Annotated in this window: 18 protein-coding genes and 1 riboswitch; of the genes, 9 read left to right on the plus strand and 9 right to left on the minus strand. The window is 64.5% G+C overall.

What is annotated here, in order from left to right:
* Window positions 1-38: 38 nt before the first annotated feature.
* Together C5L14_RS06775 and C5L14_RS06780 are read right to left on the minus strand one after the other, a co-directional pair.
* The gene (locus C5L14_RS06775) at window positions 39-815 is read right to left on the minus strand and encodes a Bax inhibitor-1/YccA family protein (RefSeq protein ID WP_105861251.1); all 777 of its coding nucleotides are present in this window, start codon (window positions 813-815) and stop codon (window positions 39-41) included.
* 176 nt (window positions 816-991) lie between these two features.
* A complete protein-coding gene (locus C5L14_RS06780) occupies window positions 992-3529 on the minus strand; it encodes an ABC transporter permease (protein ID WP_105861252.1) in 2538 nt (845 codons plus the stop codon).
* A 121-nt stretch (window positions 3530-3650) separates the two neighbouring features.
* Between C5L14_RS06780 and C5L14_RS06785 the strand changes: the two genes are divergently transcribed.
* Entirely contained in the window at window positions 3651-3944 is a 294-nt protein-coding gene (locus C5L14_RS06785) for an ArsR/SmtB family transcription factor (RefSeq protein WP_105861253.1), read from the plus strand.
* Between the two features lie 145 nt (window positions 3945-4089).
* Complete coding sequence (locus tag C5L14_RS06790) at window positions 4090-4839, plus strand: SDR family NAD(P)-dependent oxidoreductase (RefSeq protein WP_105861254.1); 750 nt, start codon at window positions 4090-4092, stop codon at window positions 4837-4839.
* A gap of 169 nt (window positions 4840-5008) precedes the next feature.
* Here C5L14_RS06790 and C5L14_RS06795 read toward each other — a convergent pair whose 3' ends face one another.
* The 7 genes from C5L14_RS06795 to C5L14_RS06825 all read right to left on the minus strand — a co-directional run bounded on the left by C5L14_RS06795 (window position 5009) and on the right by C5L14_RS06825 (window position 12725).
* On the minus strand, window positions 5009-6058 hold the full coding sequence (locus C5L14_RS06795; RefSeq protein WP_105861255.1) for an alpha/beta hydrolase family protein: 1050 nt from the start codon (window positions 6056-6058) through the stop codon (window positions 5009-5011).
* A 165-nt stretch (window positions 6059-6223) separates the two neighbouring features.
* Complete coding sequence (locus C5L14_RS06800; RefSeq protein ID WP_146126854.1) at window positions 6224-7351, minus strand: rhomboid family protein; 1128 nt, start codon at window positions 7349-7351, stop codon at window positions 6224-6226.
* Window positions 7352-7395: 44 nt separating this feature from the next.
* Entirely contained in the window at window positions 7396-9285 is a 1890-nt protein-coding gene (cobT, locus tag C5L14_RS06805) for a cobaltochelatase subunit CobT (protein WP_105861257.1), read from the minus strand.
* A gap of 123 nt (window positions 9286-9408) precedes the next feature.
* Window positions 9409-10395 (minus strand): cobaltochelatase subunit CobS, encoded by a 987-nt coding sequence (cobS, locus tag C5L14_RS06810; protein ID WP_105861258.1) that lies wholly within the window; start codon window positions 10393-10395, stop codon window positions 9409-9411.
* 293 nt (window positions 10396-10688) lie between these two features.
* The gene (locus C5L14_RS06815) at window positions 10689-11285 is read right to left on the minus strand and encodes a J domain-containing protein (RefSeq protein WP_342588399.1); all 597 of its coding nucleotides are present in this window, start codon (window positions 11283-11285) and stop codon (window positions 10689-10691) included.
* 444 nt (window positions 11286-11729) lie between these two features.
* Window positions 11730-12494, minus strand: a complete 765-nt coding sequence (locus tag C5L14_RS06820) for a CbtA family protein (protein ID WP_105861260.1) — start codon at window positions 12492-12494, stop codon at window positions 11730-11732.
* 18 nt (window positions 12495-12512) lie between these two features.
* Window positions 12513-12725, minus strand: a complete 213-nt coding sequence (locus tag C5L14_RS06825) for a CbtB domain-containing protein (RefSeq protein WP_105861261.1) — start codon at window positions 12723-12725, stop codon at window positions 12513-12515.
* A 30-nt stretch (window positions 12726-12755) separates the two neighbouring features.
* Window positions 12756-12900, minus strand: a riboswitch (cobalamin riboswitch).
* Window positions 12901-12989: 89 nt separating this feature from the next.
* On the opposite strand from C5L14_RS06825, the gene C5L14_RS06830 reads away from it, so the two are divergent.
* The 7 genes from C5L14_RS06830 (at window position 12990) to C5L14_RS06860 (ending at window position 25088) form a co-directional block, all read left to right on the plus strand.
* Window positions 12990-13544: a histidine phosphatase family protein gene (locus C5L14_RS06830; protein ID WP_105861262.1), complete on the plus strand. Its 555-nt coding sequence runs from the start codon at window positions 12990-12992 to the stop codon at window positions 13542-13544.
* A 103-nt stretch (window positions 13545-13647) separates the two neighbouring features.
* Window positions 13648-14964, plus strand: coding sequence for a UDP-glucose dehydrogenase family protein (locus C5L14_RS06835; RefSeq protein ID WP_105861263.1), 1317 nt, complete (start codon window positions 13648-13650; stop codon window positions 14962-14964).
* Window positions 14965-15390: 426 nt separating this feature from the next.
* On the plus strand, window positions 15391-16557 hold the full coding sequence (locus tag C5L14_RS06840) for an efflux RND transporter periplasmic adaptor subunit (protein ID WP_181161051.1): 1167 nt from the start codon (window positions 15391-15393) through the stop codon (window positions 16555-16557).
* Between the two features lie 15 nt (window positions 16558-16572).
* Window positions 16573-19794: an efflux RND transporter permease subunit gene (locus C5L14_RS06845; protein ID WP_105861265.1), complete on the plus strand. Its 3222-nt coding sequence runs from the start codon at window positions 16573-16575 to the stop codon at window positions 19792-19794.
* A gap of 325 nt (window positions 19795-20119) precedes the next feature.
* On the plus strand, window positions 20120-22087 hold the full coding sequence (locus C5L14_RS06850) for a BTAD domain-containing putative transcriptional regulator (protein WP_181161052.1): 1968 nt from the start codon (window positions 20120-20122) through the stop codon (window positions 22085-22087).
* 637 nt (window positions 22088-22724) lie between these two features.
* On the plus strand, window positions 22725-24563 hold the full coding sequence (locus tag C5L14_RS06855; protein ID WP_181161053.1) for a BTAD domain-containing putative transcriptional regulator: 1839 nt from the start codon (window positions 22725-22727) through the stop codon (window positions 24561-24563).
* Window positions 24564-24635: 72 nt separating this feature from the next.
* On the plus strand, window positions 24636-25088 hold the full coding sequence (locus C5L14_RS06860; protein WP_146126855.1) for a hypothetical protein: 453 nt from the start codon (window positions 24636-24638) through the stop codon (window positions 25086-25088).
* The last annotated feature ends 4 nt before the right edge of the window (window positions 25089-25092 follow it).

Below are 25092 nucleotides of genomic sequence, written 5' to 3' on the forward strand. Positions count from 1 at the left end.
CCCCGGCCGGCGCAACGCGTCAAGAAGCTCTTCAGGGATCAGCGGCGGTCGCCGAGCAGGCGCAGCAGCATGATGAAGAGGTTGATGAAGTCGAGATAGAGGGTCAGCGCGCCATGGACGGCGAGCTTCTCGCCTTCGTCACGGCTGAAGCTGTGCGCATTCTCCACATAGAGCGACTTCAGCATCTGGGTGTCGTAGGCGGTCAGGCCCGCGAAGATACCCACGCCGGCGACGCTGATGATGAAGGTCAGCATGCCCGAGGGGAAGAACAGGTTGACCAGGCTGGCGAGCAGCAGGCCGACCAAGCCCATCATCAGGAAGGCGCCGAAGGCCGACAGGTTACGCTTGGTGGTGTAGCCATAGAGGCTCAGGGCACCGAAGCTGGCGGCCGAGATGAAGAAGACGCGAGCGATCGAGCCATGCGTGTAGACGAGGAAGATCGTCGACAGCGACAGGCCCATGAGCGCCGAGAACACGTAGAACAGAACGCGCGTCGTTTGAACCGAGCGACCTTCCGTTCCCATGTTCATCCAGAACACCATGCCAAGGGGGGCGAAAGCGACGACCCACTTGAAGGGGGAGTTGAACAGGAACATGCCGAACGAGTTCAGCTCGACGATCTTGCCCGCCTCGTTGACCACAATTCCCGATGCCATGTAGGCGCCGAGCGCCACCAGGCCGGTAATGGCCACGCCGAGGGTCATGTGGTTGTAGACCGCGAGCATGAACGCGCGCAGGCCCTGATCGATCGCCGGTGCTCCGGCGCGGACGTCGCTGACGGTGCCGGCCGAGAAACGAGGATCATTGAAAGCCATGTGTCTCTCCAGATGCGGCACATGCCGCAAAAAGCTTGTTCTTATGTAGTGCTTTCCATTGAAACAGTTAAGTGAATTGCTTGCAATGTTGCCGGCATGCCACCGTGGGGTGGTCGATCTTCATCGCCTGAACTTCGGCTGAAACGCTTGTCATTCCAAGCGCCTGGCATCCGGGCCTATAGGCTTCGCAGATGCGTGGCCGGTTTCTGGCGCAGGATGCGCCAGGTGCCCGCCAGCCCGAACAGGATGGTCAGCGCCAGGGCGCCGAAGGCGGCCCCGAAAGCCGGCCCGGCCAGGAAGGTGAAGCTGAAATTCATCAGATAGGTCACGATCAGCCAGGCGCAAGCGGTGCCGGCGACCACGCCGAACAGGCCGGTGGCAAGGCCGAGCAGCCCGTATTCGAGGATGAAGGCGAAGAGGATGCGTCCACGCGTGGCACCCAGGACCTTGAGGATGACGGCGTCGTAGAGCCGGCTGCTCTGCCCGGCGGCCAGCGCACCCGCCAGCACCAGGATCGAGGCGACGAGGGCAATGGCGGCGGCAGCCCGGATCGCCATGGCGAGCTGGCCGGCAAGATCGGCGAAGCTCTGCAGGGCATCCTTGATGCGCACGGCCGTCACCATCGGAAAGGCGTCGGCTACCTGCTTGAGCAGGCCGAGTTCGACGGCATCATCCGCCCCATGCGGGAAGGTGAGGGTGGCGATGTCGGTCACCGGCGCGCCCTTGAAAGTGTTCGGCGAATAGACCAGCACGAAATTGATGCCGAAATTCTGCCATTCGAGCTTGCGCAGGGCGCCCACCTTGGCGGTGATGTTGCGGCCGAGCACATTGACGGTGATGTCATCCCCGACAGCGAGGCCAAGCCCGTGCGCGACCTCCTGCTCGAGCGATACCAATGGCGGGCCGGCATAATCGGGAGCCCACCACTGGCCCTCGACCACGCGCGAGCCGGCCGGCACCGCGTCGGTGAAGGTGACGCCGCGATCCCCGCTCAGCACCCAGGCGATGTTCGGCGGCGGCTTGATCTTCTCGGCCGGCACGTCCTTTACGCTGACGATGCGGCCACGCAGCATGGGAACGCGCTCGCTGGTCGCCTGCGGGGCGGCCTGCTTGAGGAAGGCATCGAAGCGAGGTGCGTCGGCGCGGCGGATGTCGACGAAGAAGAAGCTCGGCGCCTTGTCGGGAATGGCGGCGGAGAGCTGGTGGCGGATATTGCCGTCGACCAGGGTGAGCGCCACCAAAAGGCAGAGTCCGAGCCCGAGCGACAGCACAACGGAAGGGGTGGCGGCGCCGGGGCGGTGAATGTTGGTGACGGCCAGGCGCAGCGGCGTCGAGTGCGGGCGGGGCAGCCGGCGGGCGAGCGCCATCAGGAGGCTTGCCACCACGCGCAGGAGGACGAAGGCGCCGAGCGCGGAGGCGACATAGACCAGGGCCACCTTGCGATCGGCGGCGAAGAACAGCGCCAGGGCGACCAGGGCGGCGACGGCCAGGCCGGCCAGGATCAGCACGATGGGGGCCGGCCAGCGCCGTGTCGGGGCGATGGCATCGCGGAACAGGGCCGATACGGAGATATCCCTCGCCCGCCCCAGCGGCAGCAGCGAGAAAGCCAGCGCCGTGAGCAGGCCGTAAAGGGCGGCGAGCGCCAGGCCCGCCGGATTGAGCACCGGCGTGATCGGCAAGGGCAGGTAATCGGCAAAGCCATAGGCCAGGATGAAGGGCAGGGCGGCGCCGGCGGCAAGGCCGATGACGATGCCGAGGGCGGCCAGGAGCAGGGTCTGGGTGAGATAGATGCCGGTGACAAGATTGGCGCCGGCTCCCAGCGTCTTCAGCGTGGCGATGCTGTCGCGCTGGCGTTCGACGAAAGCCCTGACGGCATTGGCGACGCCGACGCCGCCCACCAACAGGGCCGTCAGCCCGACCAGCGTGATGAACATGGTGAAGCGCTCGATGCCGCGCCGAAGCTCCGGAGAGGCGTCGTCGCGGGTTCTCACCTCCCAACCGGCCTGGGGGAAGGCCTGATTCGCCCTCTGGCGAACGGCATCCGGCGAGACATCGGGCGGCAGGACCAGGCGATAGCGCCAGCGGATCAGCGACCCCGGCTGGATCAGCCCGCTCTCGCGCAGCGCGTCCAGAGTGATCATCAGGCGGGGACCGAAGGAAATGCCGCCGGCGATCTTGTCCGGCTCGCCGATGAGGCGATCGGCCAGGGTCACCGTCAAATTGCCGATGGTGACGGTAGCGCCGGGTTGCAGGCCGAGCCGGGCAAACAGGGCGGCATCGGCCGCGGCATCCGCCCGGCTGCCCTGGCTGCCGATGGTGGCGGACAGTGCCCTGCCCTGGCCGAACTCCACCGCGCCGAGCAGGGGATAGGCCGGGTCGACCGCCTTGATTTCGACCAGGGCGGTCTGGCCGTCCGGCGTGCGCGCCATGGCCCTGGTGCTCGCCGCGATCGAGAGCCGGCCCTGCTTTCCGATGAAGGCGAGCTCCTCGGGGCTAGCTTCGCGCCCCACCAGCGTGAACTCGATGTCCCCGCCATTGATCACCCGGCCCTGGCTGCGCAGCCCGTCCGACAGGGCGCTGGAGATGGCGTCGACCCCGGCGATCGCCATGACGCCCAGGGCGAGGCAGGCCAGGAAAATACCGAAACCGCGGATGCCGGCGCGCAATTCGCGCAAGGCAAAGCGCAGCGGAAGGGGAAGCGAAGCGAGGGACATCGGTGATGTTGAGCGGAAGGACAAGGCCGAATCAAGGCAAGGTGGGGGTGCGCCCCGTCTACCGCAAGCCGCGCGTTACGATATTGCGCGAGCCGGTGGCAGACATGATATAGCCTTCATCATGACCATGACCTCGCCAGTCGCGCTGACGGAGCGCCAATGCACCCTGATCGCCAGGGCACTGGCAGAGCCGCGGCGCTACCAGATCCTCAAGGAAATCGCCGGCCAGGGCGGCTCGGTGGCCTGCGCCTGCATGCAGCAGAAGCATGAGGTCACGCCGGCGACCTTGTCCCATCACATGAAAGAGCTCGAGAATGCCGGGCTCATCGAAATCGTCCGAGAGGGCAAGTTCGCCACGCTCGTGCTCAAGCGCGAAACGCTGGATGCCTATCTGCGCGAACTGGCCAGCCTGTAAGGCAGGGTGAGGCGCGGCACCGTCGAACGCCCATAAGCGCCGCTCCACTCAAATCTGCTTACGAAATTTTCCATCGGCCGCTCTTGTTTCGTTTCGATGATTATCTAAGTATCGAAGCATTGTCACTCGAACCAAGAGATATTCGATGAGCAGATTGGCAGGTAAGGTCGCCGTGGTTACAGGTGCCTCGAAGGGCATCGGTGCGGGTATTGCGAAAAGCCTGGCGGCCGAGGGCGCCGCCGTCGTGGTGAATTATGCATCGAGCCGGGATGGAGCCGAGAAGGTCGTCGCCGAGATCACCGCCAAGGGCGGCAAGGCGATCGCCGTCAAGGGCGACGTCTCCAAGGCGGAGGAGGTGAAGGCGATCTTCGCGCAGGCCCAGGAGGCCTATGGCCGGCTCGACGTCTTGGTGAACAATGCCGGCGTCTATGCCTTCGCACCGCTTCAGGAGGTGACGGAAACCGAGTTCCATCGCCAGTTCAACACCAATGTGCTCGGGCTGCTGCTGGCCAGCCAGGAGGCCGAAAAGCACTTCGGTCCCGAGGGCGGCAGCATCATCAACATCGGATCGGTTGCGACCGACGTCAATTTCCCGGCCACCTCGGTCTACACCGCCACCAAGGGTGCGGTGACGTCGATCACCCGGGTGCTGGCCAAGGAACTCGGCCCCAAGAAGATCCGGGTGAACTCGATCAACCCCGGCATGGTGGAGACCGAAGGCGTACATGCGGCCGGCTTCATCGGCGGCGATCTGGAGAGCCAGACCGTGGCCCAGACGCCGCTGGGACGCATCGGCCAGCCCGGCGATATCGCGCCCGTCGCGGTCTTCCTGGCCTCGGAAGAATCCGGCTGGGTGACCGGCGAGGTGCTGGCCGTCTCGGGCGGAGTCCGATAGGCGCCTGAACAGCCGAGGGCGGAACGCTGGTGAGAGCGTTCCGCCGGTCTCGTGACCAGGCGATACTCCAAAGCGTTTTGCGATTTGGCGGAATCGCCAGGAACCACAAAGACGCGTTCAATCAAAGAGTTAGAGCAATGCCGCGTTTCCGTCTAAACGCGGCATTGCTCTAGGGGCCGGTTCGCAAGGCCCGGCTGAAGGCGGTCGCGGCTCGCTCGATCAGTTCGGCGTGAATGGCCTGCCGTGATCGTCCGCCGCCGTCCGAGCAGATCGGATCCCCCACTTTCTGTGCCTCGGCGCTTTCCGCCGCGCCCGGCCTGCACAGCGCGAACATGCTGTAATGGCTCGCGTCCGCGATCGTCTCATAGGTCGTGACGGGGATGGCTTTTGCGATCCCGGCGGCCTGTGCGGTCAACGGGATGTTTGCGGCCGGGCCGAGATTGAGGAGGGCCACGGGAATGTCGACGCTCGAGAAGCTCTCGGAGTCGAAGACATCGACCGGAGCCGGGTCGATCGCCATGGCGAAGCGGATGCGCCGGTCGCGGCCATCCCGGCCGGCCGATCGCAGATCCAGGGCGTGAAGGTCGACGCCGCTTTCCCGGATCCAGCCGCAAAGGGACGGATTCAGCCGATCCGTATCGCAATACGCGGCCAGGCGCTTGGGATCGATGCGCGCCCCGGCCAGCGCCAGGGCCGTGTTGCCGCCCATGGAAAGGCCGAGGACGCCGATCTCGCCGGCATTCAGGTGATCCTTGAAAAAGGGCTCCCTCGCCACAGCATCCAGGCTGTCGCTGATATCGGCAGGCCTGAGCCAGAGCTTCATCGTCTCCGCCGCGGATCTGTTCGCCCCGCTATTGCCGGGATGGGTGGGAGCCGCCACCACGAAGCCGCGTTCTGCCAGGGGCGCTGCGATCCAGCTCAAGGCCTGGGCACTGCCGGCCAGGCCCGCTCCGTGGGAGAGAAGAACGAGCGGGAATTTTCCCGGCGCGATGGCGGCATCGCGCCGCGCCGACGTTCCCGTAAAGAACATGCCGCCGCCGAGCATGACAGGCTCGCCGCCCGGCTGCGCGGGATACCACACGGTCACGTCCAGATCGGCGCCGCGTTCCTTGGAAGGAGCGGCAATCCGACGAACGCCGACGCCATCGGCGGCCAGCGCCTGCTTCGTCGGCTGCGCGACGCAAAGGGCGACAGCCCATAATATGATCCATGCCTTCATCGAAACTCCTCCCCATGCTGCGCGCCTGCGACTGCATCGCGATGCGCGACACAGGCATGGCTCGCTGCGGGAGGAGACCTCGATCGCGTTCCGCTCCGCCCGGAACGCGTTGCAGGAAGCGAGGCCGGGCCATGGCGGGGCGGAATGTCTGGGGTGATGTGTTCCTCAGTCCCCGCCGGTCAGCCGCTTCAGGCCGGCCCGGGTTTCGGGTTCGTTCGGGATCAGGCGCAGGGCCGCCTTGTAGTCCGCGATCGCCTCCTCGCGCCGGCCCAAAGCTTCGTAGATATGGGCGCGGGTGTCGAGGATGGCGCCTTCGTTGGGCGCTGCCTTCACCGCGGCCTCGGCATCCGCCAGACCCTCTTCGGCGCGGCCGAGCTTGAAGAGGGACCAGGCCCTCAGATTCAGCGCCATGGCATCGTTACGCCCGCCCTTGATGGCGAGATCCACGTCCCGGAGCGCGCCCTCATAATCGTCGCGCTCAGCCAGGACGATGGCGCGCAGCAGCCGGGCATCCGCATTGTTCGGATCAACGGCAAGAACCGCGCTAGCTCGATCCTGCAGGTCATCGATGTTGGCCATCGCGGCGCTCTGGCCATTCGTGCTGAACTGCCAGACCTGCGAACTCGTGTTGCCAAGCCCGAAGGCCAGGGCGAGCAATGCCAGGCTGGCGAGTGTGAAGGCAAGACGGCGGGGGTCCTGGAAGGGGCCTATGCGCCGGGTGATGAGCACGGCGGCGGACAGGCCACCGAGAAAGCCGCCGAAATGGCCGGCATTGCTGATGCCGGGATTGAGCAGCCCATAGAGGAAGTTGAGGCCGGCCCAGAAGGCGGCGTTGGTCATCAGGGCCCGGCCGAAGGCGTCGCCGCGCCGCGCGCCATAGAACACGATGGCGCCGAGCAGCCCGAAGATCGCCCCGGAGGCGCCGAGGGAAAACGTCTCGCCCCATAGCACCGAGGCGAGGGCTCCGGCAACGCCGCCGACGGCGTAGATCACGAAGGCCCGCAGCCTTCCATAGGTCCGCTCCACCATCGGCATGACCTGCAGCAGCGAGAACAGGTTCAGCGCCAGATGCGGCAGGCTGCCATGCAGGTAGGGCGCGGTGAACAAGGTCCATATCCGCCCCTGAGTGAAGGGAACCTGGCCGCCGATGCCGAGCGTGTAGAGGATCCCCTGCGAAGGCTGCCAGAGTATCCGCCCCAGATTCTGCGGCGAACCCGTCAGCCAGGCCGTGAACAGCACGGCCAGCAGGTAGAGCCCGGCGCAAACCGCGGCCAGGGGATATGCCAGGGGCATCGGCCCGAACAAAGCCCGATGCCAGAGAGGCGGCTGCCGGGAGCTCACGCCGCCGCTCGGCGCGAGCCCGGTGACCCGGTTTCCTCGAAGAGTTCGGCGAGCTTGTCGGTCATCACGCCGCCGAGTTCCTCGGCGTCGACGATGGTGACGGCGCGTTTGTAGTAACGCGTGACGTCATGGCCGATGCCGATGGCGATCAGTTCGACCGGCGAGCGCGTCTCGATATCCTCGATCACCCAGCGCAGGTGGCGTTCCAGATAATTGCCGGTATTGACCGACAAGGTGGAATCGTCGACCGGGGCGCCGTCCGAAATCACCATCAGGATGCGTCGGCTTTCGAAGCGTCCGAGCAGGCGCTGATGCGCCCAGGCAAGCGCCTCGCCGTCGATGTTCTCCTTCAGCAGCCCCTCCCGCATCATCAGGCCCAGGCTCTTGCGGGCCCGGCGCCAGGGTGCATCGGCCGATTTGTAGATGATGTGGCGGAGATCGTTGAGGCGGCCGGGCGAGGTCGGCTTGCCCGCCTGCAGCCAGCTCTCGCGTGACTGCCCGCCCTTCCAGGCCCGGGTGGTGAAGCCGAGGATCTCCACGCGCACGCCGCAGCGCTCGAGCGTGCGGGCGAGAATGTCGGCGCAGGTCGCCGCCACCGTGATCGGCCGTCCGCGCATCGAGCCCGAATTGTCGATCAAGAGCGTCACCACTGTGTCGCGGAAATCGGTGTCGCGCTCGCGCATGAAGGAGAGGGCGGAGGTCGGATCGATGATCACGCGCGACAGCCGGGCCGGATCGAGCATGCCTTCCTCGAGATCGAAATCCCAGGAGCGGTTCTGCTGCGCCATCAGGCGACGCTGCAGCCGGTTGGCCAGGCGAGCCACCACGCCCGACAGGCTGGAAAGCTGCTTGTCGAGATAGGCCCGCAGGCGATCGAGTTCCTCGGGATCGCATAGATCCGCCGCGTCGACGATCTCGTCGAAGCGGGTGGTGAAGGCCTTGTAGTCGCTGGCCCGCCGCTCATTGTCGCGGTGCTCGGGCGGCCGCCAGGGCTGGGCCGCCTCCTCGGCATCGCCGGTCTCGGTATCGTCGGGCAGGTCGGAGGAGGGCGATTCGGCGTCCTGCGTCTCGCCGTCCTGAGATTCCTCGTCCTCGCTCTCGGTCTCCTCGAGCTTCATGGCTTCGGAATCGTCCTGGACCTCGCCCTGGTTTTCCTGGTTCTCGCCTTCCTGCTCGCTCTCGGCGTCGTTCTCACGGTCGTCGGAATCGTCCGTATCGGCCTGCGCTTCCTCTGACAGGCCCATATGGGTGAGAAGGTCGTTCATGGCGCGGGCGAAGGCGCGCTGGTTCTCGATCACGCTGTCGAGGCGGGCGAGGTCCTTGCCGGCCTTTTCTTCGATCAGGGGGCGCCATAGATCCACGAGCTTGCGCGCCGGTTCGGGCGGGGCGAGGCCGGTCAGCTTCTCGCGCACCATCAAGGCGAGGGCGTCTTCGACCGGTGCTTCCTCGCGGACGCGGATGTCCTCATATTTGCCGCCGCGGAAATAGCGGTCCTCGAGCATGGCCGTCAGGTTGTTGGCAACCCCCGCCATGCGGCGCGAGCCGATCGCTTCGCAGCGGGCCTGCTCGACGGCATCGAACACGCTGCGGGCCTGGTCGTTCTGCGGGGCGTGGCGGCGATGCACCGCGGGGTCGTGGCAGGCCAGCCGCAAGGCCATCGCATCGGCCTGGCCGCGCACGATCGCCGCGACATGGGCGTCGAGCTTGCGCGGCGGCTCGGCCAGGCGCGCCTTGTCGGCCATCAGCATCGGCTTTTCCGAAGCGAAGGTCACCTCGAGATCCGGCTTGCGGGCGATGGCGCGCAGGGCGCCGGCCACCGAACGCTTGAAGGCTTCGTTGGGCACGTCCTTGGGTTTTTCGCCGGGCTTGCGGTTCGTCGTGGTCATGATGCCGTCAATCCTGGGAGCGCGGACGTCCTCGTCCGCTCTTCCTCTCCTGCGAGCGTGGTATTTCCAGGAGCGGATCGCCCGACACTCACTTGCGTGTCGTAGGGGCGTCCGGCTCCCGAGTTACGTCAGCGCGACGTTTACCGAGCTTTCGGCCAGCTCCGCGCCGAAGGCACGCTGGTAGAACTCGGCCACCAGGCTGCGTTCGAGCTCGTCGCACTTGTTGAGGAAGGTGACGCGGAAGGCAAAGCCGATATCGTGGAAGATATTGGCGTTCTCCGCCCAGGTCAGCACCGTGCGCGGCGACATCACGGTGGAAAGGTCACCGTTCATGAAGGCGTTGCGGGTGAGGTCGGCGACGCGCACCATCTTGTTGACGATGTCGCGGCCGTTCGGGCTCTTCTGGTAGTGCTTGGCCTTGGCCAGCACGATGTCGACTTCCTTGTCATGCGGCAGATAGTTCAGCGTGGTGACGATCGACCAGCGGTCCATCTGGCCCTGGTTGATCTGCTGGGTGCCGTGATAGAGGCCGGAGGTGTCGCCCAGGCCTACCGTGTTGGTGGTGGCGAACAGGCGGAAGGCCGGGTGCGGGCGGATCACGCGCTTCTGGTCGAGCAAGGTGAGCCTGCCGGAGACCTCCAGCACGCGCTGGATCACGAACATCACGTCGGGCCGGCCGGCGTCGTATTCGTCGAACACCAAGGCGATGTTGTTCTGCAGGGCCCAGGGCAGCATGCCGTCGCGGAACTCGGTGACCTGCTTGCCGTCCTTGAGGACGATCGCATCCTTGCCGACGAGGTCGATACGCGAGACGTGGCTGTCCAGGTTGATGCGGACACAGGGCCAGTTGAGGCGGGCGGCAACCTGCTCGATATGGGTCGACTTGCCGGTGCCGTGATAGCCCGTCACCATCACGCGGCGGTTGTGGGCAAAGCCCGCCAGGATCGCCAGGGTCGTCGGCTTGTCGAAAAGATAATCGGGATCGAGGTCCGGAACGTGGTCGGAGGACTGGGAATAAGCCGGTACTTCGAGATCCGTATCGAAACCAAACAGCTTTTTGGCCGAAACCATGATGTCCGGCAGATTGGCCGGTGTCGTTGCGTCAGTCATTATGCCTTCCTTGGCTGGCGCCAGGACGGCGCAGCCGACAATCAGTTCCAGCGGGCCGGAGACAGGGGCCCCGCCGAATTTCCCAGTCTCGCCAGGCGGGCATGGGCAGTCCGGCGTCGTTTCCATAGCGTTTTGCGATTTGGCGGAATCGCCACGAATCGCAAAGACGCGTCGAACCAAAGAGTTAGAGCAAAATAGCGTTTCCGTCTAAACGCGCTTTGCTCTAGGTCTGGCGGAGATTCCCGGGATTGGAACGCGCTCCAAGCCTGGAAACCTCGCCGGTGTTTCGGGGCTCAGCAGAGCCCGGCGCTACGCAGCGTATTATAGGCCTGGATGATCCCGCGCAATTTATCTTCGCTGGACCGGTCCCCGCCATTGGCATCGGGATGGAGGCGTTTGACCAGCGTCTTGTAGCGCGCCTTGATTTCCGGGCCGGTGGCCGTTTCCGGCAGATCGAGAGCGTCCAGGGCCTTGCGCTCCAGCAATTTTAGCCGCCGCCTCTCCGGTTCGGGCGCCCGTTGCGGGCGGCGGAAACCGTGATCCTCATCGAAGAAACCGAAGCCGTCATGGATCTCGGGACCGGGTTGCGGCCCTTCGCCGCGCTTCTTGGCCCAGGGATTGACGCCCATCGTCCAGGTCGGGCGATGGCCGGTGGCGGCGTCACGCTGATAGGCGCTCACCGAGTCGTCCGGCAGGCCGGCGAAATAATTGTAGGTCTTGTTGTAGTCGCGCACATGTTCCAGGCAGAAATGCCAGAACTGGCCTTCGCGATTGCGCCCCTTGGGCGCGCGAAATTCGCCGGCGTTCCGGCAACCGGCATGTTCGCATAGCCGTACGCTCGCCGGCTGGACCTCCTCGGCCCTTGGGCGCACCCGGATGCGATCAAACAAGGGCGAGTCCAGATCCATAATGACACACTATGCGAGGGTGAACACAAATGGGCAAGCACGAGCTTGGGCGCAAGAGCGTTTTGTAATTTGAACGAATCCCGTCAAATCGCAAAGACGCGTTGAACCAGAGAGTGAAAGCAGACAAGCATTCTTACCTGAAAGCGTTTTGCGCTGGGGTTAATGGAGGCGAATGCCGCTGCAGACTTTGAAATATGGGGTCTGCCGACCCGAAAAAGAAAGAGGCCGCCCAAATGGCGGCCCAAGTCTTAGGGAGGAAACGCCCAAGGAGGGCAGTGGGGGAGCGCAAAGGCGCGTCCGCCACGTCCCTAAAGTGATCCTGATCGGTTTATTTCGCAAGTGCGAAATGAAATTAATTTTCAAAACCGGCCCGAAATCGGGCCGGTGTTGTAAAAATGCGACGTTTGCGCGGCTGGCCGGCTTTTTTCAGCGGCGTGCAGGCGCTTGCAGCAATTTTTGTGCTGCAATGCCGAAGGCGATCCCGAGCGTTGCCCACAGCACGGCGTGGATGCCGAGAGAGGCGATGCGGAACTTCCATAGCACCGTGGCCGAGAAGTCCGCCGGGATGTCGTTGACCGACGGCAGGATCTGCATGGCGACCACCATCACGACGAGATAGGCCGCCGCTGCCACCAGGTTGGCGTTCCAGCGGCCGAAGCTGGCGGCGAGCCGGTTCGCGGTACCCAGGGCCGCCGCCATCGTCACGATCGATAGCAGAATCAGGCCGAAATAGAAGGCGGTGCGCAGGCCGATGGTGTCGGGATTGCCGACCGCCGGCGGATTGGCGGGATATTTGATCTGCGGCACCACCATGATGGCGGCAAAGCCGATGACGGCGATCAATCCGGCGGTCGCGCGCGGGCTAAGGCTGCCGATCCGCCCCTGCGCGAAGGCAAAGATCAGGGCAAAGATGCCGCCGAGGGCCGCGCCATAGACGACCATGCCGGTGACGAGCCCATAGCTTGACTGGACCGGACGGCTGACCGGCTCTTCCTCATGGTCGTGGGCCGTGGTCGTCTGCGCCGCACCGGCAGCGGTACTCGCAGCGGGCGCCGGCGCCGACGCGTGGCTTTCCTCGAAAGCGATGGCAGCGTCGACCTGAGGCTCGCCGAAGACCCAGGCGAAGCCAGACGCAAGCAGTCCGGCCAGGATGCCGATCAGCATCCCCCGGATCAAAAGCGATCTAACCATGTCGTGTGCCTATGCGCCCTAGTGGCAGGGGAAGCCGAGCAGATGGCGGGCGTCATGCACGAATTCGTGGATGTAGACGCCGGGAACGAGCGAGGTCGCGCCCTGTTCGGCGCCGACGAAATAGATGGCGAGCACAGCCAGCAACACGGTGAAGAGAGCCCAGGGCAGAATCTCCCGAACCGGGATGGCGATCGGCTGCTGGGCGACGGGTGCCAGAGTTGCGGTGGTCATGAAAAGCTCCTTGGGATTACGCGTCCCGTTACGAGTCATGCTGCCTTGGAAGAGGTCTGACTTCCGGACGGCGCCGAGCGCCGCCGTTCACAGTGGCGCGACCGTGCCGGAATTCCACCGGCTTCCCACCCTTGGCAAAGCTCTTCCATAAGAGCCCAAGTCACGGATATGTCAATATTCTGGAAACGACATTAAGCGTGGTCCCGAATGGTTGCGCGACTTTTCGGGAGAGATCATGCTTCCCAAGTCTCGGGGAATGCCGTCATGACGCCACGCCTGATCCTGCTGTGCCACGGGGCGACGCCTGCGCTGCGCGCGGCGGGCTTCCCGCTCGACGAGGCGCTCGATGCGCGGGGAATGGCGGCGGCCCGCGATCTGGAAGGGCGTTTCGCCAAGGCGACCCGCATCCTGAGCAGTCCGGCGCTGCGGGCCCGCCAGACGGCGCAGGCCCTCGGCCTCGAGCCCGAGATCGACGAGGCCCTGCGCGAATGCGATCATGGCCGCTGGGCCGGGCTCGGCCTGGAGGCGGTAGCCGCCGCCGAACCGGAGGCGCTCGGGGCATGGCTGACCGATCCGAAGGCCTGCCCGCATGGCGGCGAGAGCATTGCCGCCTTGATTGCGCGGGTCGGCGCCTGGCTCGATGGCGGGCGATTCGAGGGATACACGCTGGCCGTCACCCACGCCTCGGTGCTGCGCGCGGCGATCGTTCATGCCCTCGGCACCGAGCCTTCCTCTTTCTGGCGTATCGAAGCCGGTCCGCTGGCCACCGCCGATCTCAGGCCCTCCAGACGCGGTTGGTCGCTGCGCCTCGGGGCATAGAACGACCCGGCAGAGCTCCTCCTGCTTTTTCGTCATTGGCATGTCGCCGGGCCTTTTGTAGACACGGCTCTCACGGGTTTGTCGCCCAAACAGGATTGATGTCATGCGCGTTGCAATGATCGGTACGGGTTATGTCGGCCTGGTGACGGGGGCCTGCCTTGCCGATTTCGGCCATGTCGTCACCTGCGTCGACAAGGATCCGGCCAAGATCGAAGGCCTGCTGGCCGGCCGTATGCCGATCTACGAGCCCGGTCTCGACGATTTGGTGGCCCGCAATGTGCGCGAGAAGCGCCTGTCCTTCACCACCGAGCTTGCCCCCGCCGTCCGCGATGCGGCCGTGGTATTCCTGGCCGTCGGTACGCCCTCGCGCCGCGGCGACGGCCATGCGGATCTGTCCTATGTCTATGGCGCTGTCAGGGAGATCGCCGCGGCGGTCGAAGGCTTTACGGTGGTGGTCACCAAGTCGACCGTGCCGGTCGGCACCGGCGACGAGGTCGAGCGTCTGATCCGCGAGGTCCGGCCCGACGCCGACGTCAGCGTGGTCTCGAACCCCGAATTCCTGCGCGAGGGTGCGGCGATCGAGGATTTCAAGCGCCCCGACCGCATCGTGGTCGGCACGGATGAGCAGCGTGCCCGGGAGGTGATGGCCGAGGTCTATCGCCCGCTCCATCTCAACCAGGGTCCGCTGCTGTTCACGGCGCGGCGCACCTCCGAACTGATCAAATATGCCGCCAACGCCTTCCTGGCGACCAAGGTCACCTTCATCAACGAAATCGCCGATTTGTGCGAGAAGGCCGGCGCCAATGTGCAGGAGGTGGCGCGCGGCATCGGCCTCGACAACCGCATAGGCTCCAAATTCCTGCATGCCGGGCCGGGTTTCGGCGGCTCCTGCTTTCCCAAGGATACACTGGCGCTACTGCGCACCGGCCAGGAATACGGCGTGCCTCTGCGCATCGTGGAATCGGTGGTCGGCGTCAACGATGCCCGCAAGGCCGCGATGGCGCGCCGCGTCATCGCGGCCCTCGACGGCAACATCGCCGGCAAGACGGTGGCTTTGCTCGGCCTCGCCTTCAAGCCGAACACCGACGACATGCGCGACAGCCCTTCGATCCCCATCGTTCTGGCGTTGCAGGACAAAGGCGCGAAGGTGCGGGCCTATGACCCCCAGGCGATGGAGGAGGCCCAAAAGATCCTGAGCGATGTCGACTATCGCTCCAGCGCCTATGACTGCCTCGACGGCGCCGATGTCGGCGTGATCGTCACCGAATGGGACGAGTTCCGGGCGCTGGACCTCGATCGGGTCAAGCGCCTGCTGATGCAACCGGTGATCGTGGATCTGCGGAATATCTACAGGCTCGACGACATGAAGCGGCATGGCTTCCGCTACGAGAGCATCGGGCGCGAGGGAACGGCGCCCTGAGCCATGGCGGGAGCGGCCAGGCACAGGATTGGAGTGTCGATCTTCAGATCGACGGTCTTGGAAATGCCACCGGCTTGGGCAATGATAGCCGGCAGCGAGCTTTGACCGACCCAGGCAATCGCTTCCGCCAAGCGCAGGCGACAGAAATGACGCGCCTGTTGCGGATATGCACCAAGTCCCAACTCACGGTTGCAGGGCGCCGATCTTGATTGGATCAAAGCGCTAAGAATTATCATACTATAGAATTCACACGGCGATTCGACCGCGATTCCGGCCGGTGGAGCGCTGAACAGGATCTCCGAACCTGCCCTGGCGGCGCAGGCTGGGAAATCCTGCAGGATTTCCAGACGCCAGCTGCAGTGCCCGCGACAAGGTCATAGGCCGCGCGGGCGGCTTGGCTGAGGCGCTTTGCTTGCGAGGATGTTCATGTCGAGGTTGCGTCGCAAATTGAGTCGGCTGGCCGCCGGCGTGCTGGTATTGACGGCCGTCGAGGGGGCGGCCAGCGCGTTCGCCCAGCAGATGCCGGCCATGCCGGTCACGGTGGCCAATCCCGTCAAACGCAAGATTACCGAAGCGCTGGAATTCACCGGGCGGTTTCAGGCCTGGCCCCAGGTGAACATCACCTCGCGGGTTACCGGCTATCTCGACAAGTCGAGCTTCGTGGAGGGTTCCCTCGTCAAGGAGGGCGATGTGCTGTTCGCGATCGATCCGCGTCCGTTCCAGGCCGCGGTCGACCAAGCGGCCGCCCAGGTGAAGATCACGCAGACCCGGATCGACCTGACCAAGGCCAATCTGGCGCGCGCCGAGGCGCTGAAGAAGAGCGGCAACGTCACCGACGCCACCTACCAGGCCAACCTCCAGGCCTATCAGGAAGCGGCCGCCTCGATCGATTCGGCCAATGCGGCGCTGGCGACCGCCAAGCTCGACCTCAATTACGCCACCATCGCCGCGCCGATCTCGGGCAGGATCACCCGACAGCTCGTCTCGCGCGGCAATCTCGTGGTGGCCAACTCGGCCTCGCCCTTGGCGTCGATCGTCGCCGTCGACCCGATCTTTTTCTACTTCGATCTCGACGAGGCGAGCTATCTTGCCTATCAGCGCGCCTCCAAGGGCAAGCTGGATAGCGGCGGTAAGGATCCCACGCTGAAGGTCGAGATCGGCCTGTCGGACGAGAAGGGGTTCTCCCACAAGGGCACGCTCGACTATATCGCGCCTCAGGTCGACGCGCAGACCGGCACCGTCACGGCCCGCGCCAAGGTCGACAATCCCGATGGCTTCCTCACGTCGGGCCTGTTCGGGCGCATCCGCATCACCATCGGCGAGCCCTATGAGGCGCTGGTCGTGCCGGATGTGGCGGTGAGCCAGTCGGCACAGGGACGCACCGTCATCGTGGTCGGCGCCGACAAGATCGCCAATCCGCGCGTGGTGGAACTGGGCCCGAAATTCGGCAGCTTCCGCGTGATCAAGTCGGGCCTCAAGCCGGAGGACCAGGTGCTGATCAATGGCCAGATGCGCGCCCGCCCCGGCGGCGAGGTCGTGCCGCAACCCACCAAGCTGGACGTGCCTGAGACGCTCGTTCCCGACCCGAACTGATCGGGAGCGCAGCCCATGAAATTCGGCCATTTCTTCGTCGACCGCCCGATCTTTGCCGCCGTCGTCTCGATCGTCACGGTGGTGATCGGGCTCGTCTCCTATGTCGGCCTGCCGATCGCGCAGTTCCCGCAGATCGCCCCGCCGACCGTGGTGATCAACGCCACCTATCCCGGCGCCAACGCCCAGACCATCGCCGAGACCGTGGCCGCGCCGCTGGAGCAGTCGATCAATGGCGTGGAGGGGATGATCTACCAGACATCCCAGGCCACCAATGACGGTTCGCTGCAGATCACCGTCACCTTCGCCACCGGCACCGATCTCGACATCGCCCAGGTGCAGGTGCAGAACCGCGTCTCCTCCGCCGAGCCGCGCCTGCCGGCCGAGGTGCGCGCGCTCGGCATCACGGTCAACAAGTCCTCCTCGGACTTCCTTTTGATCGTCACGCTCTACTCGCCGGATAATTCGCTGAACGATTATGGCATCTCCGATTATGCCATCCTCAACGTCAACGACATCCTCGCCCGTGTCGACGGCGTCGGCTCCACCTTCTCCTTCGGCCTGCGCGAGCCCTCGCTGCGCGTCTGGCTCGACCCGAACCGCTTGGCCGGTTTCGACCTGACGGCGGGTGACGTCGTCCAGGCCCTGCGCGAGCAGAACGTACAGGTGTCCGGCGGCACGCTCGGCGCCCAGCCCTCGCCCAGCAACACCACCAGCGAGATCACGGTCACCACCCAGGGCCGTTTCCAGGATGCCGAGCAGTTCCGGAACGTCATCATCAAAGCGACGGACAGCCGCCTCCTCAAGCTGAAGGACGTCGCGCGTGTCGAGGTCGGCGCCAAGCAGTACAGTTCCAACCTCTATCTCGACGGCCAGCCCACCGTGGGCATCGCCGTGCTGCAGCGGCCCGGATCCAACGCGCTCGCCACCGCCGACCGCGTCAAGGCCAAGATGGACGATCTGGCCAAGGCCTTCCCGCCGGGGCTGAAATATTCCATCGTCTACAACCCCACCGAATTCGTCTCGGCCTCGATCGAAGCCGTCTATGAGACGTTCTTCGAAGCGATCGTGCTGGTGGTGATCGTCGTCTTCATCTTCCTGCAGTCCTGGCGGGCGGCGATCATTCCGATCATCGCCATTCCCGTCTCGATCATCGGCACCTTCGCGGTGATGGCGGGCCTGGGCTTCTCGCTCAACATGCTCACCCTGTTCGGGCTGATCCTGGCGGTGGGCATCGTGGTCGACGACGCCATCGTGGTGGTGGAGAATGTCGAGCGCAACATCCATGACGGCATGACGCCGAACCGGGCCGCCCATGTCACCATGGACGAGGTCGGCCGCGCCGTGATCGCCATCGCCCTGGTGCTGTGCGCGGTGTTCGTGCCCACCGCCTTCATTCCCGGCATCTCCGGCCTGTTCTACCAGCAGTTCGCGGTGACCATCGCCGCCGCAACGGTGATCTCGGCTTTCAATTCGCTGACCCTGTCGCCGGCGCTCGCCGCTCTGCTGCTCAAGCCGCACGATCCCGAGCACCGGAGCCGCTTCTTCCTGTTCCGCTGGCTCCGGGCGGCGGGCAACGGTTTCAATCGCGGCTTCGACAGGCTGTCGCGCGGCTATGGCGGCACGGTGGGCTTCGCCGCCCGGCACAAGCTGCTGTTCCTGCTGATCTATGGCGGCCTGCTCTTTGCCACCTGGCACGTCTACACCAGGGTGCCGACCGGCTTCGTGCCGGACTCCGACCAGGGCTATGCCATCGTGGTGGTGCAATTGCCCGACGGCGCTTCGCTGGAACGCACCGATGCGGTGGTGCGCAAGGCCCAGCAGATCGCGGCGGGCAGCCCGGGCGTCGCCCATGTCATCGGCGTCGCCGGTTTCTCGGGCGCGACCTTCACCGCCGCCTCCAATGCCGCCACCATCTTCGTGCCGTTCAAGCCGTTCGACGAACGCCTGAAGGAAGGATTGTCGGCGCAGGCCATCGTGGGTGAACTGCAGAAACGCGTCTTCGCCATCGAGGAAGGCTTCGTCTTCGTCATTCCGCCGCCCACCATCCAGGGGCTCGGCACCGGTGCCGGCTTCAAGATGCAGGTGCAGGATCGCGGCGGCGTCGGGCCCGAAGCGCTGATGCAGGCGGCCAATGCCCTGATCGGCAAAGCCAACCAGACGCCGGGACTCACCCAGGTCTACACCACGCTTTCCAACAACGGTCCGCAGCTCTTCGTCAATGTCGACCGCGTCAAGGCGCGCATGCTCAACGTGCCAGTTGGCAGTATCTTCGAGGCGCTGCAGGTCTATGTCGGTTCGGCCTATGTCAACGACTTCACCCGCCTGGGGCGTGCCTTCCAGGTGAATGCCCAGGCCGAGGGCCGCGATCGCCTCAACAAGGAGGATCTCTCCCGCCTCAAGGTGCGCAGCAGCACCGGCGCCCTGGTGCCGCTCGGCTCGCTGATCTCCTTCGAGGAACGCACCGGCCCGGATACGGTGATGCGCCACAACCTCTATCCGGCCGTCTATATCAGCGGCTCGGGCCTGCCCGGCGTGTCCTCCACCACGGCGCTCGACTTGATGGAGAAGGCGGCCGCCGAGGTATTGCCGCCGGGCGTCGGTTTCGAATGGACCGAGATCGCCTTCCAGGAGCGCTCGGTGGGCAACACGATCTATTTCGTGTTCGGCATCGCCGTGCTGTTCGTCTTCCTGTTCCTCGCCGCCCAGTATGAAAGCTGGTCGCTGCCGCTCGCCATCATCCTGATCGTGCCGCTGTCCATTTTGGCGGCGCTGCTCGGGGGCATGGCGCGCGGCCTGCCGATCTTCGGCGGGTGGTGGTTCAAGGTGATGGACAACAACATCATGACGCAGATTTCCTTCGTCATGCTGATCGGCCTCGCCGCCAAGAACGCCATCCTGATCGTCGAGTTCGCGCGCCAGCGCGAGGACCATGGCGACACGCCCTGGCAAGCCGTGGTCGAAGCCTGCCGGCTGCGCCTGCGCCCGATCCTGATGACCTCCTTCGCCTTCATTCTCGGCGCGGTGCCGCTGATGATCGCCACGGGGCCGGGCTCGGAACTGCGCCAGGCGATCGGCACGGCCGTCGTCTTCGGCATGAGCGGGGTGACCTTTCTCGGCCTCTTCCTCACACCGGTTTTCTACGTCACCATCCGCCTCATCGTGCGCAAGCTCTTCCGCGAGAAGCCCAAGCCCTCGACGGTGACGCCTGCGACGATGAACGAGCCGGAAGGCAGCTAAGAGGGTAAGTTGGTGGCGTTCGAATGCAATCAAAGGGGCTTTCGCCGCCCCTTTGATTGACTCGTCGCACGGTTTTGCTCATTCTCAGCCGCACGGAACGGTTCGGCGGCATCGCCGCGGCCCGTTCTGACGATACTCAGATGTACGTGGGCCCCGGCAGCTTTGCCGCACCGGGGCAGTTCATCCGGCCTGGGTCTCGATGGTGGAAGATTTGCGCCAGCGTCGCCCAGACGTGTGGTGGCGTGCGCTTTGCGCGCGTGATCTTTGCCATTGGGACTTCCAAGTGTTGCGCCTCCTCGGAGGTGCCGAGGTCGCGGTGAACAGGATGGATGACAAGCCCTTCATAGCCCTTCGCCTGGTCGGCATTCCCCATCTCACGGTGACGGGAGAGGGGGTGTTTCCCGCCAAGGGTTATGTATTGGTCGCCATGCTGCTGCTGGCCGGCAACCGGCGCATGAGCCGCCAGGCTGTCGCTGCCCTGCTCTGGGACGATGCCCCCGAGGAAAAGGCCCTCACCAATCTGCGCCAGCTTCTCGTCCGCATCCATCGGACATGGCCCTATGCCGATCCGCTGGTGGAGACCAGCGGTCCTCATCTGGCGGCCGGCCCCGGTGCGGACCGTACCGATCTCCACACGATCCTGCGTCTGGCGAAGTCGGGCGTGTTGGCCGAGCGGGTACAGGCTGTCCTGCTCGCCAAGGGCGATTTTCTCGACAGCATCGATTCCGGCGGAACCGAATTGTCGCAGTGGTTCCGCAGCGAGCGCGAACGCTTCCGCCGCATCGTGCTGACTCTGGCCTCCGAGGTCCTGGTCGAGATGACCCGCTATGGCCGCGCGCCCGAGCGGGAAATCGATCTGATCGGCGAGGTGATGCTCACGCTCGAGCCGGAACGGGAGGAGAGCTACCGCGCCCTCATCGAAGCCTATGGCCGCAACGGCAATATCCCGGCGGTGCACCGGGTCCACGCCGGCCTGACCGACATGCTCCATCGCGAATTCGGAGCGGAGCCCCGGCCCCAGACCCTGGCCACCTTGCGCCGTGTCCTCGCCAGCGCGCCGCAGCCGCGCGTCCAGGTGACCGGAGAGGCATCCCATGCGGTCGACGAGCGGCCGGTCCTGGCGAGTTCTGCCGCGTCTCGCCTGCCTGGCTTGCCGCGCGTGGCGCTGTTTCCGCCGCGCCCGATACCGGGCCGCACGCTCGATCCCCTGCACCGGGCCCTGATCGAGGACGTCGCCAACGACCTGTCGCGCCACCGCACCTTTGCCGTGCTGGCTCCGCATAGCAGCTTCCATGTCGCCGATACGGGCGAGAGCAGGCGTTTCGCCAGCTTGCGCAGCGCCTATCTGATCACCGGCTTCATGGTGCCGGCGAGCGAGCGCATGGCGCTCCGGCTGACGCGCCAGCCGGACGAGGAGATCGTCTGGGCTGCCGAGTATCTGGTATCCCCCGAGCGGCTGGCACTTTCCTTCCGGTTGATCACCCGGCAGATCGCCGCCACCCTCGCCAACGAGATCGAGCGCGACCAGCTCGATCGCGCCCGCGCCGACCCCAAGCCCGCCGCCTATTGCCATTATCTCGAAGGACAGGCCCGGCTGCACAGCTTCGACCTTGCGCGCCTGCGCCGGGCGCGCGCCGAGTTCAAGCTGGCCACCGAGGAGGACGGGGATTTCGCGCCCTCGCGCGCCCGCATCGCCCAGACCCTGCAGCTCGAATGGCTGATGCTGGGCGGAACCGATCCGTCCCTGCTCAACCAGGCCCGGGCGGAAGCGGATCTGGCGATGAAGATCGATCCCGGCCACGGCACCGGCCACTGGATGTCGGCGGTGGTGGCGCTCTATCAGCATGATTTCGACTATACCGCCGAGAAATTCATGGAAGCGGAGGTTCTCAATCCGCATTCGGCCGATCTCCTGGTCCATCATGCCGATGCGCTCTCCCATCTCGGTGAACCGGAACTGGGCTGGGAGCGTTTCCAGCGGGCCCTGGAACTCAATCCTTTCCCGCCGGACTATTATTGGTGGTTCGGCGCCAGCATCGCCATCCGCCGCCGGCGCTTCGAGGAGGCGATCGAACTGTGTGCCCGGATGGAGAACGACGAATCGGCCATCCGGGTGCTGGCCATGTGCCATGGCTTCGTCGGCGATACCGCGATGGCCCGCCATTACGGGCGGCGGGTCATGGACACCTATCCGGGCATGACCGCCCTGGATCTGGCCAGCCTGGCACCGGATCGCCGCCGGGAGGATATCGAGTTCTGCGCCCAGGGCCTGCGTCTGGCGGGACTTTCCTGAAGAAGGGCCGGCTGCGTGATCGGGATCCAAGAAGAGGCTGGCCGGCTGGCCATGTGCCTGTAGTTTCGAGCGATTACCTTCCTTAAATGTATTCTCGTAGCGCGATGCTCGATATTTTCTTGCGTCGGGCTCTGTTCAATTGCTTTATTTTGAAAGTTGAAATGTATTCGTTTTTTAATTTCCAAGATTATCCGCGGGATTGGATATGTTGATGTCAGATGGCCCTATCGTCATCATTTCATGAATCAGCTTCTTCGTGGCAGGCGATGTGATATTCATGATTCCGTTTCTGCGTGACTCGGGCGTGAAGTCTGGTCCTGAAATAGATTGGACTTGTTGACTTGGACATGTTCGACGAACAAGTAGTAGATGCGGCGCATATGTCGAGCCTGACCTGAAGGTTCTCGTCTCGAGCCACGAGATTTGTGATGAGAACGACAGGATATCTGGCAAGTGGTGGCAGCATGCAGGGAATGCTGGGCCAGACTCCCCAGGCGAGGATAGTCGAATGGACTCCAACGGCAACATTGTTCTTCATCTGGTAGGCGTACCGCATGTAGCCAAACCGATGAAGGGCGTGTTCCCGGCCAAGGGATATGTTCTCGCTGCGATGCTGTTGCTTTGCGGGGGCCGGCGAATGAGCCGGCAGACCATTGCCGCCTTGCTGTGGGACGATGCTCCCGAAGAGAAAGCCCTCACCAATCTCCGGCAATTGCTGGCCCGCATCAACAGGTTCTGGCCCCTGGACCAGCCCCTGATCGAGGCGGAGGGCTCCAATCTGATGGTCGGACCCGGGGGGCGGTACAGCGACCTCGCTCAGATCATGACGCGCCGCAAGTCCCAGGTCCTGGCAGAGCGCGTGGCTGCTGTCCGGCTGGTGAGGGGAGATCTGCTCGATACGCTCGACACCGGCGGGCCCGAGCTGTCGCAATGGTTCCGCAGCGAGCGCGAGCGCTTTCGCCGCCAGGTCCTGGGGCTGGCGGGCGAGGTGCTCATGGAGATGACGCAGTTCGCCCGCGCCAAGAAGAGCGATATCGACGAGATCGGCGAGCGCATGCTGGCGCTGGAGCCGGAGCGGGAGGAGAGTTTCCGCGCGCTGATCGAGGCTTACGGCCGGATCGGCGATATCGAGGAGGCCGGCCGTGTCTTCGACGATCTGAAAAAGATGTTGCGCGAGGAATTCGGCATCGAGCCGAGGCCGGAAACGGCGGCCACCATGCGGCGTATCCTGGCGAATGCGCCCCGCCCCCGGCTGCAGGTCGTCTCCGAGACAGAGGTTTCGGCGGTGCGCGATCAGGCGGCCCGGCCGCCGGCCTTGCGCAATCTGGCGGGGCTGCCGCGTGTCTCCCTGTTCCCGCCCCAGCCGCGGCCGGGCGAGACCCTGCATCCCCTCTATCGCATGCTGATCGAGGATGTCGCCAACAGCCTGTCGCGGCATGCCACCTTCGCGGTGACGGCCCCCCATAGCAGTTTCGACGTGGCCGATAGCGGGGATCGGGAGAGGCTGGCCGCCTTGCGCTCAGGCTATCTCGTCACCGGCTTTCTGGTGCCCGGGAGCCAGAAGATGGCCTTGCGGCTGACGAGAAATCCCGGCGACGAGATCATCTGGGCGACGGAATACCAGGTGGAACTGGAGAATCTGGCGGTTGCTTTCCGCATGATCTCGCATCGGATCGCGGCGACGCTGGCGAGCGAGATCGAGCGGGACCAGCTCGAACGCCTGCGGGCCGATCCCAAGCCGCTCGCCTATCGGCACTATCTGGAAGGGCACCTCCTGTTCAAGAATTGCGACCTGCCGCGTCTGCGGCGCGCAAGAGTGGAGTTTCAGAAGGCGGCAGCGATAGACAAGGACTTCGCCGGCGCAAGAGGGGCGGTTTCCAACGCGCTGCAGCTGGAATGGCTCATGCTGGGGGCGAACGATCCGTCACTCCTGATGCAGGCGCGTCACGAAGCCGAGGCGGCCATCAGTATCGATGCGGGCAACAGTGTCGGCCACTGGATGTCGGCGGTGATTGCTCTGCATCAGCGCGATTACGAGAAGGCCGCCGAGCAATTCCTGGAAGCCGAGACGCTCAATCCCAATTCGGCCGACCTGCTGGAATCGCATGGCGATACCCTGGCGCATCTGGGCGATCCCGATGCGGGTTGGGAGAGGTTTCAGCGCGCGGTCGAACTCAATCCGTTCCCGCCCGACCGCTATTGGTGGGGCGGGGCCACGATCGCCTATTTTCGCGAGGACTTCGAGGGGGCGATCGACATGTGCGGCAAAATGGAGAGCGATCAGTCCGTTTTGAGGATACTCGCAATATGCCACGGCAATCTCGGCAATAAGGAAGCCGCCAAGAACTATGGGGCGAGGCTGAAGGACATGTATCCCGGGATAACCGCGGCAGACGTTGTAAAGCTCACGCCGGACAAGAAAGGAAACATGAAAGAAATCATTGTGCGTGGGCTTAGAGTGGCTGGGATAAACTAATTCGCAGGATGCTTCTTCTTAATTCCGCAATAAGAAAACTTAAAACCATAAACTTGTTCGAGAGAGGGTAGCATGGCTGGAATAAGACGAGATCGAGATCATATCTACATCATTGGCGACAGGGGCGTCGGAGTCTTCCTGATTAAGATGAGTCCCATCCGTATCGTTCGGATTCCGGACAAGGAGGTCCGTCGCTTTGGGAAAGAGAACAATTGCGACGGCTATGCGGCAGTTGCCGCCCTTTGCTGGCGGGTGATTGCCGATCATCGTGCCGCCAATGGCGATGGCAAGCCACTCGAACCTGAGAATATCGTCGGTATTGCCTCGCTCGCCGAGGCTGGCGCGGAATTGAGCAATCTGGAATTTTCCTTCGGTACGAACATGTCGGCTTCGGCGATCGAGGCCATTCGAGGCCGGAACCGGTCCCTGAAGATGGCGCTTTGCTATCTGACTCAGAGGACTGGCAACAATCTTCAGGATGCGGTCCTGCTGGATGACAGTAACGCCGATGATTTTGCCTGCTAGAGCA

The organism is Labrys okinawensis, from assembly GCF_002982075.1.
Lineage (GTDB): Bacteria > Pseudomonadota > Alphaproteobacteria > Rhizobiales > Labraceae > Labrys > Labrys okinawensis_A.